A 15319-nucleotide genomic window follows, 5' to 3' on the forward strand; every position below is an offset into this window, starting at 1 on the left:
ACGGAACCTGACCATGCGTTTGTTGACCAAAGCCCTGCTCGGCGCTTTCAGCTTTGCCCTTGTTTCAACCCCCGTTATTGCCCAAGAGGTTATTCAATTTGGCGTGGGTCTGTATCAACCCGACAAAGACAAAAACGACGCAACTTACACCCCATTGGCCCAATACCTGGAAAAGAAGTTGGGCAAACCAGTGAAATTGCGCACCGTGAGCAGCTGGGAAGGGTTGGCGAAATCATTGGCCAACGGTGAAACCGACATTGCACTCATGGGCCCATGGGGCTATGTGCTGGCCAACAACGAAGCCAAGGCACAGGCTGTGGCCACTATTGAATACGAAGGCAAGCCAGAATACTTTGGCATCATGATCACGAATCCGAAAAGCGGCATTAAAAGTGTGGCTGATTTGAAAGGCAAAACATTTGCGTTCGGCGACAAAGGTTCTACATCGGGTTACCTGATTCCCTTCCATTACTTTCAAAAGCAGGGCATTAATCCTGACACCTATTTCTCGAAAGTGATCAACACCAGCCACCAGGCCATTCAAACCCAGGTCACCCAGGGTGCGATTGATGCAGGTGCCGATTACAACCGCAACCGCGATGCCATGATTGCCGACGGTCTGATCAAGGCCGAAGATTCAAAAATCATCTGGACTTCCGACCCCTTGCCCAACGATGCATTTGCCGTGAGCAGCAAGTTGTTCGAGGACAAAGCTTTTGTGGCCAAGTTGCAAGAGGCTTTGGTGGGCATTGGTGCCGAGCTGAAAAACCAGCCCAACCTGCTGCCCCCGCGCTACACAGGATTTGCGAAAAAAGACAACAGCTATTACAAGCCCATTCGTGATGCAGGCTTGGCCACCGGCCGCCTGCAGCCCAAATAAGGGAAGCGCTTTCACACCATGAATTGGATGCAGTTCAAGCTTCACTTGCGAGGCCGGCTCGGTTTTTTCGGGCTGGTTTTTTTGTATTCGCTCATTGTTTTTGCCTGCGTGTACAGCCTGGCCACGGCGGGTGATTTGACCATGGGCCGTAATCCTGTCGCCAACTTCATTAAAACTGCCACGGAGTTTGCACGCCCCAGTTTTGTGGATGTGTGGCTGGGTGACCCCACCTATGAATACACAAGCGACGATGGCACCGTACTGCGCACCGAGAACCGGCAAGAAGTTGAACAACGGTGGTTGGTGCAACTGGGCTTTGCCACCTGGACCACCTTCAAAATTGCCACGCTGGGCTCATTGTTGGGCGCTATTTTAGCCTTGCCTTTTGGTGTGCTCAGCGCAAAGAACATCAAGGCCCCCCGTTTGCTCACTGCATTGTCACGGCTGGTGCTGGACACGTCCCGATCCATTCACACTTTGGTATTCGGTTTGGTGTTGGTGGGCATTGTTGGCCTTGGCCCCACGGCGGGTATTTTGGCAATCGCCTTTCACAGCCTGGGCACTTACGGCAAGCTGTTCGCTGAATCCATTGAAACACTCGACATGGCTTCCATTGAAGCGGTAAAGGGTGTGGGCGCCAGCCCTTCTCAAACCTTTTTCTGGTCGGTGTGGCCCAGTGTGTTGCCGCAATGGGTCAGCAGCCACCTGTACCTGTGGGAATACAATATTCGTGATTCCACCATTCTGGGCATCATCGGTGCCGGTGGTTTGGGCCTGTTGATTTCCGAAGCGGTGTCGCTGTTTCAATGGGGCAGGCTTTCTACCATCCTGATCGTGGTGGTGCTCATGGTGACTGCATTTGATGCCATCAGCCGCAGAATTCGGACGGCCTTGCTATGAGCAGCAACATCATTGAAATTCAGGGTCTTGAAATGGTGATTGCCGGGCGGCGTATTTTGAAAGTGGACTCACTTCAAATTGCGCATGGCGAGAAGGCGGCCATTCTTGGACGCAATGGTGCAGGAAAATCCACTTTGCTGCGTTGTTTGAACGGATTCGTGAAGCCCACAGCCGGTCAAATTGTTGTCAATCAACGTGCTGTGTATCCGTTCAAGCGCGAGCGCGATTTACGTGCAGTGCGGGCCGAAGTGGGGCAAGTACTGCAAGGCTTGCATTTGGTTGCGCGTTTGAGCGCGATGGAAAACGTGCTGGTGGGTGGTTTGGCCCGCATGCCACGGTTGCGCAGTTGGGCACGTATTTTCACCACCGAGGAAACACAGCGTGCGCAGGCGGCATTGAAGGCTGTGGGCATGGCGCATTTGGCTGACAAGCGGGCCGACAAACTTTCCGGTGGCGAGCGGCAAAAAGTGGCCATTGCCCGCATGCTGATGCAACAGCCGCAATTGGTCTTGGCTGATGAACCCACTGCTGCGCTGGACCCAACCGCTGCCGATGAAGTGTGTGAATTGCTGGTGAAAGCCAGTGAAAAGGCCACGTTGATTACCGTGGTACACAATGTGAGTTTGGTGCCATTGTTGAGTCACCGGGTAATTGGTCTGAAGGCCGGTGAAGTGGTTCTCGATTGCGCCAGCCATGAGTTGACGCAAGAACAATTGAACAGTTTGTACGAGTAAAAGATGAACGACAGTGCCGGGCGCAGTTGCCCCATTCGATACCAATACGGTGCTGCAAAAATTGCGCAAGCCCCCTTGATTGCCTGCGATGTCTTGTACGTGGTGGGTGGTGTGTATGGCAATGCGCACGCGCTGGACACCATTGAGCAACTGGCCGCACATGAGACCGGTGAAGTTCGCATTTGTTTCAACGGTGACTTCAACTGGTTCAACAAATCGCCTGAGGATTTTGTTCACATCAACCAGCGCGTGTTGAAACACGATTGCATTCTGGGCAATGTAGAAGCCGAGTTGGGCGAGCCTTTGGACGTGGCCGATTGCGGCTGTGCTTACCCTGAGAATGTGGATCAAGGTGTGGTGGATCGATCCAATTTTATTCACACCGAATTAAAACGGGTTGCGCAACAGCAGCCCGACTTGTTGCATGCCTTGTTGCAAAAACCGTTCTTTGCCCGTTATGCCGTGGGTGGGTTGCGGGTGGCCGTGGTGCACGGCGATGGCGATTCATTGGCAGGCTGGCACTTTGATCCGGTGCATTTGAAACGCGCAGAGGAAGCAGGGTGGCGCGCAGGCTTGTTTGAAAAAGCGCAGGTGAATGTGTTCACCAGTAGCCACACTTGCAGTGCAGCTTTTCACATTGAGCCCTTGAAAAACGGGCAAACAGGTTTGATCAGTAACAATGGTGCGGCGGGCATGCCCAGCGCTGAAATGGACGGCCTGTTTACCCGCATTTCGGCCCAGCCTTTTTTAAACAGGGCACTTGTATTTCAGTCAATTCAGCTGCACGGCATGCACATTGAACAGATCCGTGTGCAGTTCAACCAGTCGGCCTGGCAGCAGCACTTTCTAAGCCAATGGCCAGAAGGCACTGCTGCGCACACCTCTTATTTCAAGCGAATCAGCGAGGGCGTTTAAACGGCACTCAATGCGTTTAAACACACGCCACTGAGCCATCCGAGCGTGGGTCGGCTGCGCCTTCCATCATGCCGTTGGGGTGGCGCACCACCGCACCCGCATGGCCCATGGTGTCGCTAAACGCCTCGGGCAATACTTCCAGCACATGGCCTGCATCTCGCAATTGTTGAACCAGGTTTTCATCAAACCGGTTTTCCAGTTTCAAGGTGGTGCTTTGTTCACCCCAGGTGCGGCCCAGTAACCAGCGCGGGGCGGTTACGGCAGTTTGCAATGCCTGATTGAACAGGGCGTAGCGGCTGAACACAGCGGCCTGTGTTTGCGGCTGACCTTCACCGCCCATGGTGCCGTACACCATGCTGCGGCCGTCTTTAAAACGTGCCATGGCCGGGTTCAGCGTGTGGAAAGGTTTGCGGCCCGGTTCAAGGCAGTGCAGTGCGTTTTCTTTCAATGAAAAACTGATGCCCCGGTTTTGCCACATCACACCGGTAGAGGGGCACACCACGCCTGAACCAAATTCCCAGTACACACTTTGAATAAAGCTGGCGGTGCGGCCTTCGCTGTCAATGCAACCCATCCAGATGGTGTCGCCTTGCCAGGGGTCTTGCGGCCAGGGCAGGGCTTGTCGCATGTCAATTTTCTTCGCGCGTTCAGCCAAGGCCTCGCGGGTCAGAAAATCGCTGGGGTTCACGGTCATGTAAGCCGGGTCGGTGCAATAGCGGTCGCGTACAAGAAAGGCCTGCTTGGTGCTTTCCACCATGCCGTGCAAATAATCAAAACCGTCGGCCTGCTGCACACCCAGCGTGTCGAACATGCCCAGAATCATCAGCGAGGCCATGCCCTGCGTGGGCGGCGTCATGTTGTAAATGGTGCTGTTGTTCAGCTCGGTTTGCAGCGGGGTTACAAACTGCGCATGGTGATTGTTCAAATCAGCAAGGCTGATCGGGCTGCCTACGCGGGCCAAATCTTCGGCCATGGCCTGGGCCAGTTCACCGCGATAAAAGTCATCCAGCCCCACCTGGCCCATGCGTGCCAAAGTGTCGCCCAATGTTTTTTGTTTCAGCACACTGCCTTCTGCAGGTATCTGGCCATTGGTCAAAAAATGTTCAGCGAAGCCGGGTGCCGTTGAAAGTTCATCAAACTTCACGCGGGTTAAACGTGCCTGGCTGCTGCTGACAGCAACGCCCTGGTGTGCATGGGTTACCGCATCGCTCATCAAGCGGCTCAATGGCAATTTGCCACCCCACTGTGTGGCCACTTCGTGTGCCTTGATCCATCCGCCCACAGTGCCAGCGGCAGTGAGCGCAGCCAACGGCCCACGATTGGGAATGGCATCAAAGCCCTGTTCGGTGTAAAAAGCGCGTGTGGCTTTTGCGGCGGCTTTGCCACAGGCATCAATTCCCATTGGTGCTTTGCCCGGTTCGCTGAGCAACCAGAAGCCATCGCCACCAATTGAATTCATGTGTGGGTACACCACGGCAATGGCAGCAGCGGCGGCAATCATGGCTTCGGCGGCATTGCCACCTTCTTTCAATACATCGCGGCCAGCTTGGGCAGCCAAATGATGGGGGGCTACAAATACGCCACCAAGAGCGCGTTTGGTGTGAATCATTTTTTATAACTCCTTTGGTGTTCAAACCAACACGCCGTAGAACATACGCACGGCGGTGATGAACAGAAAAAATGCAAATGCCATTTTCAGGCGGGCCGCAGTGGTTGCATTGGCCATGCGTGCACCCACAGGTGCCATCCACATGGTCATGGGTACAATCAGTGCAAAGCCGATTAAATTGATATAACCAATGGTCAATGGTGGCGTATTTTCAACGTTCCAGCCATTGAGTAAAAACCCGATTGCGCCGGGAATGCTGATGACCATACCAATGGCCGCAGCTGTACCCACAGCCCTGTGCATGGGCACATTGAATGCATTCAGAATCGGCACGCTCAAGGTGCCACCCCCAATGCCCATCAAGGTTGAAAAGCCACCAATGAAGGTTCCCATGATTTGCTTCACAGGACTACCCGGCAAACTTTCCGCCACGGGTTTGGCTTTGCTTCGAAATGCCATGTTGGCTGCCACCAAAAGTGCAATGCTTGCAAACACAACTGACAACACATCGCCCGACACATAACCACTTGCAAAACTGCCAATGATCACGCCGATGAACAAAGGCAGCACCAGGCTTTTGAACAGCGGTTCGTCCAGATTACCCTTGGCCTTGTGGCTTTTTGCCGAGATGAATGAAGTAGGAATGATGGTGGCCAATGAGGTGCCCACAGCCACATGCATTTTCACGCTTTCATCCACGCCCAGCAGCGTGAATAGGTGGTACAGCACCGGCACAATCACAATGCCGCCACCCACACCCAACAAGCCTGCCAGCAGGCCTGCGATAGTTCCAGTGATGGCAAGCGCCACCACCAACCCTGCCAACCACGGCAGGGAGTATCCACTTAACAATTCCATGAAAGCTCCTTGCCTTTATTACCAGCCAATGGCTTTGGGTAGCCATGTTGCGACCGATGGGAATACGAATATGACTGCCACAGCCGCGGCCTGCAACAGCACGAATGGCAGCACACCCACATAGATATCGCGTGTGGTAATGCCCGGCGGCGTAACACCCTTGAGAAAGAACAGTGCCCAGCCAAAAGGTGGAGTCAGGAAGGACATTTGCAAATTCATTGCAATCAAGATAGCCAGCCAAACCATGTCGGTGCCATAACCAATGAACACGGGCAGAAACATAGGCAGGGCAATGTAGGAAATTTCAATCCATTCCAGGAAGAATCCCAACACAAAAAGCAAAGCCATCAGGAAAAGCAGGGCACCCACCTCGCCGCCGGGGATCATGTCGAACAGGCTGTGCACCATGTCTTCACCGCCGAGTCCACGGAAGGCCAGGGCGAATGGTTGCGCACACAACAGGATGAAGTACACCATCGCAGAAATCGTCAAAGTGCCGTGCATGGTGTCCTTGAGCAGTTGCCAATTCATGCGCCCAAAACCAACTGCAATCAGCAGTGCACCCAGTGCGCCCATGGAAGCGGCTTCTGTGGGGGCTGCAACGCCACCTACAATTGAACCCAACACTGCGAAGACCAACAATACAGGTGGCAAAACGTCCCGAATCAGTTTTCTGCGTAGCTCGGCTTTGTTGATTTTCTGGCGTTCTTCCAGGGGCACAGCAGGCACCAGTTTGGGCATGAACATACCCAGCAGAATTAGGTAGGCGCAATAAATACCAGCCAACACCAAACCGGGAATGAGTGCTGCGGCAAACAGTGTTCCAACCGATTCACCCATGATGTCGGACAACAAAATGAGAACCAGACTGGGTGGAATGATTTGCCCCAAGGTGCCCGAGGCGCAAATGGTGCCGCAGGCCACACTGGGTGCATAACCACGCCGCATCAAGGTAGGCAAGGTAAGCAAGCCCACCGTAACTACAGTTGCGCCCACAATGCCTGTGGAAGCACCCATCAGCACACCCACCAGTACGATTGCCAGACCCATGCCGCCTTTCAGGCCGCCCATGGCGGTACCGATTGTGTCGAGCATGTCCTCGGCCACACGGCTTTTCTCCAGCATCACGCCCATGAATACAAACAGCGGAATCGCCAACAGCGTGTAATTGCTGACCACACCGTACAGGCGGGCAGGCATCAGGTTAAACAGCATGGGGCCAAAGCCGATATAGCCAGCGACAAAGCCGGACACTGCCAAGGCAATGGCCACTGGAATGCCGATGATCATCAGGCCTAAAAAGCCCGCGATCATGCCCAGCACAATCCATTCGTTTTCCATCACGCCACCTTTGCTTCTTTGATTTGCACAGCAGCTTGCAAAAGATTGGCAAGGCTCTGAATCATCAACAGGCCAAAGCCCAGGGGCAGAAATATTTTGAGCAGGTAGCGGTAAGGCAAGCCACCGGGGTCGGGCGAACCTTCAAGCATGTCGTAAGACTGAAGCACGTAGGGCACTGACAAATACACAATCACGAGGGCCACTGCAAAGGTGAGTACTGCACTGGCCAGATCAATCCAGCCTTTGCCGAGCGGACCAAACCGTTCATAGACAAAATCGACGCGCACATCGGCTTTGTGTTTCATGGCATAGGCAAGGCCGAATAGGGCAATGGGAGAAATCAGATGCCATTCAAGTTCCTGAAGGGCCACAGGACCAATTGAAAACAGATAACGAAGAATGACGTTGGCGGCTACGAGTAAAACGAGGGCAAGCACGCACAGGCGTGCAAGCCCCCCAACGAACTCGACAAATGCCTCGAGTTTGGGGATGGCTTGCTTCATGACAACAATCGCTTGTTAAAGGTTTAGGAAGGTTTTTTCGCTGAGTGCAGCCCAGGACTCATGCTTCTTTTTGAATGCCATGAACGAGGTGTGCACTTTCTTGGCCAAGGGGTCGGAGGCGGCCACGCTTTCCAGTGTGTCCATGGTGGCTTCTTTCAGCTTGTCCACAATGGGTTTGGGCAAGGCTTGCGCTTTCACGCCCTGGTTTTTCACCAGGTCTTCGAGCGCCTCGGCGTTCACCGATTCTGACCAGGCCAGGCTTTCCATCACACTGGCTTGCGCAGCCATTTGCACCATCATTTGCAAATCTTTGGGTAACTTGTCCCAGGCTTTTTTGTTGATCAGTAATTCGGTGACGTTGGTGGGCTCGTGCCAGCCGGTGGTGTAGTAGTACTTGGCCGCTTTGTGCAGGCCCAGGCGGCGATCCTGGAATGGTCCGACGAATTCAGCAGCGTCGATCACACCGCGCTCCAGCGCCGGAAAAATTTCACCACCGGGCAATAGGCGAACATTCACGCCCAATTCGCTGTACACCTTTCCAGCCAGACCAGGAATGCGCATTTTCAAACCATTCAAATCGCCAACCGTTTCAACAGGTTTGCGGAACCAGCCTGTCATTTGCACGCCTGTATTACCCATCGGCATGGCAGTCAAACCAAAGGGTGCATACACCTCTTGCCACAGCTTCATGCCATCACCGTGATACAGCCAAGCCATCATGCCTTGGGTGTTCATGCCAAAAGGCACTGTGGTGAAGTATTGCGCTGCAGGGGCCTTGCCCGACCAAAAGTAGGCGTTGGCCGCGTTCATTTCCACAGTGCCTGCGGACACAGCATCAAAGCCTTCCAGTGCGGGAATCAGTTCGCCAGCGGCGAAGTGTTGAATTTTCAGGCGACCACTCGACATCACTTCTACTTTCTTGCAAAAGTCGGTGGGGCTTCCAGGGCCTGCGACGTAAAAAGGCGAGCCAGGTGGGTAAGCATTGGTCATTTTCATGGTGACCTTTGCATTTTGTGCATTTGCAATACCGGGCACAGCCAAGGCTGCGCCACCTGCTGCTGCGGTGGCAGCACCTGAAATAAACTTGCGACGATCAATTGAGGTCATGGAACACACTCCTGCTGCTTGGAAAACAAAGGGTTCGCCGACCGCACAAATGGCGATCGGTCATAAGCCTTCTTTAGCGAAAGGTGTGCCAGCCTTGAGATATTTTAAGTAATTGAAAATAAATGATATTTTATGGATCAGGGTTTACCCTCTGTCGCGGTGTCATACCCCACAATGAAGCACGCAGAATGCTGAAAGGGATTCCATTTGTATACCTTTTGTTTACTTTTGGCGTCGAATCGATCGCAATTGATACATTGAAAAAATCAATCGGAATCAGATGGATTTGAAAACAGACACTTTGGTGTCGAATGTATTCATGCACCTAAAATGTGGCGCTGCACCACAACAGGGCTACCATTTTTACAAACGTGCGCCGCCTCGGCGGTGCTTCACGCGTTTCAACAGGTTCTTGCATTCCACTGAAATGATGTCGGGTTGACCGAAAAGATATTTCTGAGCGAAGGCCAAAAAGCTCTCTTGCGTGTCGGTCAATGTGTGAATGTGCAGGCTTTGTAAATCCGACATGATGTACAGGCTCGCCACCTCCGGTTGAGCGGCCAATTCATTGGCCACAGCCTCTATCACATGGCTTTTCACCTTTAGGTCGACGAAAGTGCTGGTTACCTTGCCAAGTTTCTCCGGGTTCACCACGGCTGTGAATTGCTCCACCGTGCCTTCCTCCAGCAAGGCTTGCACGCGCGTACGGGCATGGGCGCGTGAGCAGCCCAATTGACGCGCAATGTCAGCGAAAGACAACCTGGAGTCTTTAATCAGAAGGCTTAGCAGGGCAGCATCGAGTTCATTCATGGGAAATTCCGGTGTGGATTTGCCATGAAGGATGCAAGAGCTGTACCTGGCTTGTAAGTTGATTCAGCGAAGCAAGAGTGCAGGCACCTTGGTTGCTCTCAGCATGTCTTCAGTTTTGCTGCCAAAGAACAATTTACGCAAAGGCGAGTGCGTGTAAGCACCCATCACCAACATATCGGCCTGGTGAATTTCCAAACCCTGAATCATTTGGCTTACCACATCGCCCTGCACGTGGCTGAACTCGGTCGGCACGCCAGACTCACTCAAGGTTTGTGCGGCCTCCTCAAGCAGTTTGATCCCGCTGTTGTTCTTCTCGCCACACATCAGCAAGGTGCCTTTCATGCCTTTAAACAGTTGGCTTTGAAGCACGGTTTCAACACCGCGTTTGCTCACGGCGCTGCCATCGAATGCAAACAGGAAGCGTGCTGGTACTTTGAATTCGTCGTGAACCCCAAGCACAGGCTTGTTCAACGAACGCACCGCTGCTTCGAAAGTGCGGCCAATGTCGCGGTTCGATGCCTCTGATGTTTCACCACGCCTGCCAATGATTGCAATGCGTGTTTCGTTCTGAAGCTCAAGCAGGCAGTTCACCAGCGTGCCGTGCCGAAGCCGGGAATCGGCCTGCGCTACACCGTGATCGAGTGCGCGTTTTCGCAGTTCATTGAGAAACAGGCGGCCTTGGTCTCGGGCCTTTTTGGTTTTTTCACTGTCGCTGCTCAAAAGTTTGTTCAGCAAAGTTTCCTGTGCGTCAAACCCGATCGCCCCGCTGTGGTCTTCGCCGGAACCTTGTTCCAGGTGGCGGTCGATGGCATGCAGAAACTCGACAGGTGCATTGATCTGCCTGGAAACCCAACTTGCGCAATCCGCCACGGCAGTTGCATATCTGGAGCGGTCCACACAGGCAACAATTTTACGTTCTTCCATGTTTTTTCTCCTTAGTGGGCGCCCATGCGCTCCAGCGCATCGTCTTTGTCGTGAATGGCGAATTTGTCCACCAGCGTGCGGCTGGCTTCGTTCATGCCGATGACTTCCACTTCGGTGCCTTCCCGCTTGAACTTGATCACCACTTTGTCGAGTGCGCTGACCGCTGTGATGTCCCAGAAATGCGCGCGGCTGACATCAATCGTCACCTCATCAATCACTTCCTTGTAGTCGAATGAATTGATGAAAGTTTCGGCTGAGGCGAAAAATACCTGCCCGGCAATCATGTAGGTGCGGTTGCGTCCTTCATCCTGGGTGCTGGACTGCACACGCAGAATTCGGCCCACCTTGTTGGCAAAGAAAAAGCCCGACAGCAATACCCCCACCAACACGCCTTGCGCCAGGTCGTGGGTGCCCACGGTGACTGCGACGGTGGCCAGCATCACGACACTGGAGCTTTTCGGGTGTTCGCGCAGGTTCCGAATGGAGGCCCAATTGAAAGTACCGATCGACACCATGATCATGACCGCCACCAAGGCGGCCATTGGTATCAGCGCTACATAGTCGCCGATGAATACCACCATGATCAGCAGAAAAACCCCAGCGCATAAAGTGGACAAACGCCCACGCCCACCCGACTTCACATTGATGACCGACTGGCCAATCATGGCGCAACCGGCCATGCCGCCCAAAAAGCCTGCTGCAATATTGGACACGCCTTGGCCCACGCACTCGCGGTTCTTGTCGCTGGGCGTGTCGGTGAGGTCGTCGACAATTTGCGCGGTCATCATGGATTCAAGCAAACCCACCACAGCCAGGGTCAGTGAAAACGGAAATACGATTTTCAGTGTTTCAAGGGTCCAGGGCACGTCGGGCAAAAGGAACACGGGCAAGGAGTCAGGCAGTTCACCCATGTCACCCACCGTGCGAATGTCCAGCCCCACGGCAATGCTGAATGCGGTCAGCACCACGATGGCCACGAGTGGAGAAGGCACGGCTTTGGTGAGGTAGGGGAGCAAATAAATAATGCCCAGGCCCACAGCCACCATGGCGTACACATGCCAAGTCACGTTGATCAGTTCGGGCAGTTGTGCCATGAAAATAAGAATGGCCAGTGCGTTGACGAAGCCGGTAATCACAGAGCGCGAGACAAACCGCATCAACTTGCCCAGTTGCAACACACCCGCAAGAATTTGCAGAACACCCGTAAGCAGGGTAGCCACCAGCAGGTATTGCAGACCGTAATCTTTCACCAGGGTGACCATAACAAGGGCCATGGCGCCTGTTGCGGCGGAAATCATGCCGGGACGTCCGCCTGTAAAGGCGATCAGAACGGCAATCGAGAATGAGGCATAAAGGCCCACTTTCGGGTCTACGCCTGCAATGATGGAAAAGGCAATTGCCTCGGGAATAAGCGCCAGCGCAACAACAAGGCCAGCCAAAAGATCATTTCGGACGTTGGATAACCAGTCCGCACGGAAGTTCTTCATCATTTTTAATCAATCAATATTTTGGAAAAGCAGTGGGTGCCCGGCAACTCGGGGAGGCCAGACCAGTAGAAACTACGAATATGAACTTGAATTTTTACAAGGGTAGGGGCGGGATTTGTTAACAATGCAGGCGCGAAGGATAACCGCAAGCCAATGGGTGTGTCAAACCAGACCCAGGCATGTTAATTGACTAAAAATTCATCAACTTTTTAGATATGTTCTAATAGAGCCGTTCACGAAGTAAACAAATGGAGCAGTCACCATGTCGACAGAAACCGAAAATACCGAGTATGAACACACCGAACACAAGTTAACCTTGCGCAATTTGCAGGTCTCGGATTACCCAGATATCAAGCGAATCATGGAGGCGGTGTATCACAGTGCCGGTGGCGCATTGCCCGAGGCCAAGTTTCGTTCAATTCTGAAAACATTTCCCGAAGGGCAAATCTGTATTGAAGACGATGGCAAAGTGATCGCCGCCGCCTTTGCCGTGGTGGTTGATTACGACAAGTTTGGTGACAAGCACACCTACATGGAAATTACGGGCAACATTTACGCCACCACCCACGACCCCAAGGGCGATGTGTTGTACGGCATTGATGTGTTTGCGGATCCGGATTACCGCAACATGCGCCTGGGTCGCCGTTTGTATGAGGCACGCAAAGAGCTGTGCCAAAATCTGAACTTGCGCGCGATCATGGCGGGTGGTCGAATTCCCGGCTACAAAGAACACATGAAGGACATGTCGCCCCAGCAGTACATTGCGGCGGTGAAGCGCAAAGACATTTTCGACCCGATTTTGACTTTTCAGTTGAGTAACGATTTCGAAGTGAAGCAGGTGTTGAAAGGCTACCTGCCCGAGGACAAAGAGTCGCAGGGTTATGCCACGCTGCTTGAGTGGTTCAATTTGTATTTCGAACCAGAAAAGCCCATGTTGTTTGGTGCGCCCAAAACAACTGCAAGAATTGGTTGCGTGCAGTGGCAAATGCGCGAATTCCACAATGTTGAAGATGTGGTGAAGCAGGCCGAGTACTTCATCAATGCTTTGTCTGATTACCGTTGCGATGTGGCCTTGTTCCCCGAATTTTTCAATGCGCCCCTGATGGGCCTGGCTGGCAACGGCAATTCACTGGAGGCCATCCGCCACCTGGCCACCTACACGGATCAAATTCGCGACGAAATGAGTCGCATGGCGGTGAGCTACAACATCAATGTGGTGGCGGGGTCCATGCCGGTGATGGAAGACGGTGCGCTGTACAACGTGGCCTATTTGTGCCGCCGCGATGGCACAGTGGAAGCCCAGTACAAAATTCACCCCACACCGCATGAAAAGCGCGAGTGGATGATGGAAGGCGGCAGCAAGTTGAGTGTTTTCGACACCGACTTCGGCAAGATCGGCATTTTGATTTGTTATGACTCCGAGTTTCCGGAATTGTCGCGCGTGCTTGCTGACAAAGACATGCAAATTTTGCTGGTGCCTTTCTGGACCGACACCAAAAACGGTTACTTGCGTGTGCGCCGTTGTGCACAGGCCAGAGCCATTGAAAATGAATGTTATGTGGCCATTTCAGGCAGCTTTGGTAACCTGCCCAAGGTGGACAATGTGGACATTCAGTATGGTCAAACCGCTGTGTTCTCACCCTCTGATTTCGCATTCCCGCACGACGCCATCATGGCTGAAACCACACCCAACACCGAGATGACCCTGATTGTGGATGTGGATCTGGACAAACTTCAAACGCTGAAGAATGAGGGCTCAGTGCGCAACTACCTGGACCGCAGGCGTGACTTGTACAAGGTGGTTTGGCTAGGCGACAATTGAAGATTCAAACAAGGCCCCCAGTTTTGCAATCGCCACTGCGGTGTCGTCTGTCACCGGGTGGCCGCAGTTCAGGCGAATGCAATTTTTGTACAATCCACTGGCTGAAAAAACCGCCCCCGGCATGTAGGCTACCTTGCGGGCAATGGCCTTGTTGAACAGTGCCGTGGTGTCAATGTCGCCGGGCAGTTCAACCCACAACACAAAGCCGCCTTTGGGCTCAGAAATTCGGGTTCCCTTGGGGAAGTACTTCAGCACCAAACTACCCATGGCGCGCACCTGTGTTTCAAACTGCTGTCGCAGTGTTCGCAGGTGCCGCTCAAACGATCCTTTTTCAAGATAGTGCGCCACGGCCACTTGGGTAATCGGATTGGTCGAACCGCTGAGTATTCGTTTTTTCGACAACACCTGTGCGGCGTATTTACCACCGGCTACATAGCCAATACGAAGCGACGGACTCAGCGATTTCGAGAACGAGCCACACATTAAAACGCGGTCGCTTTGTTTGCCAGCCTTCAAGGGGCGTGGGCGAAACCGTTCGAAGTACAAGTCGGCGTACACATTGTCTTCCACAATCGGAAAGTCGTATTTCTCGGCCAACTCAAGCAATTTTTTGCGGTTGGTGTCGGGCATCACCGAGCCCATCGGGTTGCTGGCAGTGGGGCACACAATGCAGGCCGCAATGCGGGTTTGTTTCACTGCAATTTCCAGTGCTTCCAGCGACATGCCATGCTCCGGGCTGCTTGGAATTTCCAGCGCACGCAAACCCAGCGACTCGATCATTTGCAAGAGCAGGTAATAACCGGGCGATTCCACTGCAACAATGTCGTTGTGTTTGGCCACGCTTTGCAAGGCCAGGCTAAGGGCTTCTGTGCAGCCATCGGTGATCACCAGTTCATCGCGCTTTAACTTCATGCCCATTAACTCGAACCGTTGTTGCAGCTGCTGCACCAGTTCCGGCTGGTTGGGCTCCACATGGCTGCCCAGGGTTAGCAGGTCGGGGCGAGTGCGGTTAACCGTGGCATAGCTTCGGCGCAGGGTGGCAATGGGTAACAGCTCGTGTGCAGGGAAAGCCACGCCGAGTGGCGATACATCGTGTCGTGTGCTGCTTTTCAAAAGCATGGCGATTTGATCCGCCACTTCCAGGTTAACCGGGGGTTCCAGCACAATGGAGTCGGGCGCCTGGGTGCAGCTTTGAACGGTGGGTGCATTGCGGGCCTGCACGTAATAGCCCGATTTTGCCACTGGCTGAACATAGCCACGGTCTTCAAGCAGGTTCAATGCTTTTTGTACGGTGTCGATGGAGTAGTGCCATTGCTCAGACAATTTGCGGATGGAGGGCAGTTTGTACCCGGCTGCAAAGTGATTGTTTTCAATCAAGGCTTGCAGGTTCAAGGCCAGGGTTTCGTATTTGCGAGAAGTGGTGTCCACG

14 protein-coding genes are annotated in these 15319 nt (G+C 53.4%); 5 read left to right on the top strand and 9 right to left on the bottom strand.

Annotation, left to right across the window (positions count from 1 at the left end; all coding sequences use genetic code 11):
- The first annotated feature begins 13 nt into the window (after positions 1-13).
- The 4 genes from P0D43_RS08535 to P0D43_RS08550 are packed head-to-tail and all read left to right on the top strand — an operon-like array spanning position 14 to position 3429.
- The gene (locus P0D43_RS08535) at positions 14-880 is read left to right on the top strand and encodes a phosphate/phosphite/phosphonate ABC transporter substrate-binding protein (RefSeq protein ID WP_341237099.1); all 867 of its coding nucleotides are present in this window, start codon (positions 14-16) and stop codon (positions 878-880) included.
- Between the two features lie 18 nt (positions 881-898).
- Positions 899-1780 (top strand): phosphonate ABC transporter, permease protein PhnE, encoded by an 882-nt coding sequence (gene phnE, locus P0D43_RS08540; RefSeq protein ID WP_394672176.1) that lies wholly within the window; start codon positions 899-901, stop codon positions 1778-1780.
- The gene (locus P0D43_RS08545; protein WP_394672177.1) at positions 1777-2514 is read left to right on the top strand and encodes a phosphonate ABC transporter ATP-binding protein; all 738 of its coding nucleotides are present in this window, start codon (positions 1777-1779) and stop codon (positions 2512-2514) included. Before phnE ends, P0D43_RS08545 begins: the two co-directional genes overlap by 4 nt.
- A gap of 3 nt (positions 2515-2517) precedes the next feature.
- The gene (locus tag P0D43_RS08550; protein WP_394672178.1) at positions 2518-3429 is read left to right on the top strand and encodes a hypothetical protein; all 912 of its coding nucleotides are present in this window, start codon (positions 2518-2520) and stop codon (positions 3427-3429) included.
- A 16-nt stretch (positions 3430-3445) separates the two neighbouring features.
- Here P0D43_RS08550 and P0D43_RS08555 read toward each other — a convergent pair whose 3' ends face one another.
- The 8 genes from P0D43_RS08555 to P0D43_RS08590 form a co-directional block, all read right to left on the bottom strand.
- Positions 3446-5038 (bottom strand): gamma-glutamyltransferase family protein, encoded by a 1593-nt coding sequence (locus P0D43_RS08555; RefSeq protein WP_394672179.1) that lies wholly within the window; start codon positions 5036-5038, stop codon positions 3446-3448.
- A 21-nt stretch (positions 5039-5059) separates the two neighbouring features.
- Entirely contained in the window at positions 5060-5896 is an 837-nt protein-coding gene (locus P0D43_RS08560) for a sulfite exporter TauE/SafE family protein (protein WP_394672180.1), read from the bottom strand.
- An 18-nt stretch (positions 5897-5914) separates the two neighbouring features.
- The gene (locus P0D43_RS08565) at positions 5915-7237 is read right to left on the bottom strand and encodes a TRAP transporter large permease subunit (RefSeq protein ID WP_341237094.1); all 1323 of its coding nucleotides are present in this window, start codon (positions 7235-7237) and stop codon (positions 5915-5917) included.
- Complete coding sequence (locus tag P0D43_RS08570) at positions 7237-7740, bottom strand: TRAP transporter small permease subunit (protein WP_394672181.1); 504 nt, start codon at positions 7738-7740, stop codon at positions 7237-7239. The genes P0D43_RS08565 and P0D43_RS08570 overlap by 1 nt, the downstream gene beginning before the upstream one ends.
- A 15-nt stretch (positions 7741-7755) precedes the next feature.
- A complete protein-coding gene (locus P0D43_RS08575) occupies positions 7756-8847 on the bottom strand; it encodes a TRAP transporter substrate-binding protein (RefSeq protein ID WP_394672182.1) in 1092 nt (363 codons plus the stop codon).
- Positions 8848-9210: 363 nt separating this feature from the next.
- On the bottom strand, positions 9211-9657 hold the full coding sequence (locus tag P0D43_RS08580; RefSeq protein ID WP_341237091.1) for an Lrp/AsnC family transcriptional regulator: 447 nt from the start codon (positions 9655-9657) through the stop codon (positions 9211-9213).
- A 63-nt stretch (positions 9658-9720) separates the two neighbouring features.
- Positions 9721-10581 (bottom strand): universal stress protein, encoded by an 861-nt coding sequence (locus tag P0D43_RS08585; RefSeq protein ID WP_394672183.1) that lies wholly within the window; start codon positions 10579-10581, stop codon positions 9721-9723.
- 11 nt (positions 10582-10592) lie between these two features.
- Positions 10593-12071 carry a SulP family inorganic anion transporter gene (locus tag P0D43_RS08590; protein ID WP_394672184.1) on the bottom strand — a complete coding sequence of 493 codons (1479 nt, stop codon included), beginning with the start codon at positions 12069-12071 and terminating at the stop codon, positions 10593-10595.
- Between the two features lie 259 nt (positions 12072-12330).
- On the opposite strand from P0D43_RS08590, the gene P0D43_RS08595 reads away from it, so the two are divergent.
- Complete coding sequence (locus tag P0D43_RS08595) at positions 12331-13890, top strand: bifunctional GNAT family N-acetyltransferase/carbon-nitrogen hydrolase family protein (protein ID WP_341237088.1); 1560 nt, start codon at positions 12331-12333, stop codon at positions 13888-13890.
- On the opposite strand, the gene P0D43_RS08600 is transcribed toward P0D43_RS08595, so the two are convergent.
- The gene (locus P0D43_RS08600; RefSeq protein WP_341237087.1) at positions 13876-15318 is read right to left on the bottom strand and encodes a PLP-dependent aminotransferase family protein; all 1443 of its coding nucleotides are present in this window, start codon (positions 15316-15318) and stop codon (positions 13876-13878) included. The genes P0D43_RS08595 and P0D43_RS08600 overlap by 15 nt on opposite strands.
- Between the last annotated feature and the right edge of the window lies 1 nt (position 15319).

The organism is Limnobacter sp., from assembly GCF_043511195.1.
GTDB lineage: Bacteria > Pseudomonadota > Gammaproteobacteria > Burkholderiales > Burkholderiaceae_B > Limnobacter.

Bases quoted from the DNA above. Each gene is read 5' to 3' on its own strand.
- P0D43_RS08570 (WP_394672181.1), bottom strand. From the start codon at position 7,740: ATGAAGCAAGCCATCCCCAAACTCGAGGCATTTGTCGAGTTCGTTGGG.
- P0D43_RS08595 (WP_341237088.1), top strand. From the start codon at position 12,331: ATGTCGACAGAAACCGAAAATACCGAGTATGAACACACCGAACACAAG.
- P0D43_RS08585 (WP_394672183.1), bottom strand. From the start codon at position 10,581: ATGGAAGAACGTAAAATTGTTGCCTGTGTGGACCGCTCCAGATATGCA.
- P0D43_RS08575 (WP_394672182.1), bottom strand. From the start codon at position 8,847: ATGACCTCAATTGATCGTCGCAAGTTTATTTCAGGTGCTGCCACCGCA.
- P0D43_RS08565 (WP_341237094.1), bottom strand. From the start codon at position 7,237: ATGGAAAACGAATGGATTGTGCTGGGCATGATCGCGGGCTTTTTAGGC.
- P0D43_RS08555 (WP_394672179.1), bottom strand. From the start codon at position 5,038: ATGATTCACACCAAACGCGCTCTTGGTGGCGTATTTGTAGCCCCCCAT.
- P0D43_RS08545 (WP_394672177.1), top strand. From the start codon at position 1,777: ATGAGCAGCAACATCATTGAAATTCAGGGTCTTGAAATGGTGATTGCC.
- P0D43_RS08535 (WP_341237099.1), top strand. From the start codon at position 14: ATGCGTTTGTTGACCAAAGCCCTGCTCGGCGCTTTCAGCTTTGCCCTT.
- phnE (WP_394672176.1), top strand. From the start codon at position 899: ATGAATTGGATGCAGTTCAAGCTTCACTTGCGAGGCCGGCTCGGTTTT.
- P0D43_RS08580 (WP_341237091.1), bottom strand. From the start codon at position 9,657: ATGAATGAACTCGATGCTGCCCTGCTAAGCCTTCTGATTAAAGACTCC.
- P0D43_RS08590 (WP_394672184.1), bottom strand. From the start codon at position 12,071: ATGATGAAGAACTTCCGTGCGGACTGGTTATCCAACGTCCGAAATGAT.
- P0D43_RS08550 (WP_394672178.1), top strand. From the start codon at position 2,518: ATGAACGACAGTGCCGGGCGCAGTTGCCCCATTCGATACCAATACGGT.
- P0D43_RS08560 (WP_394672180.1), bottom strand. From the start codon at position 5,896: ATGGAATTGTTAAGTGGATACTCCCTGCCGTGGTTGGCAGGGTTGGTG.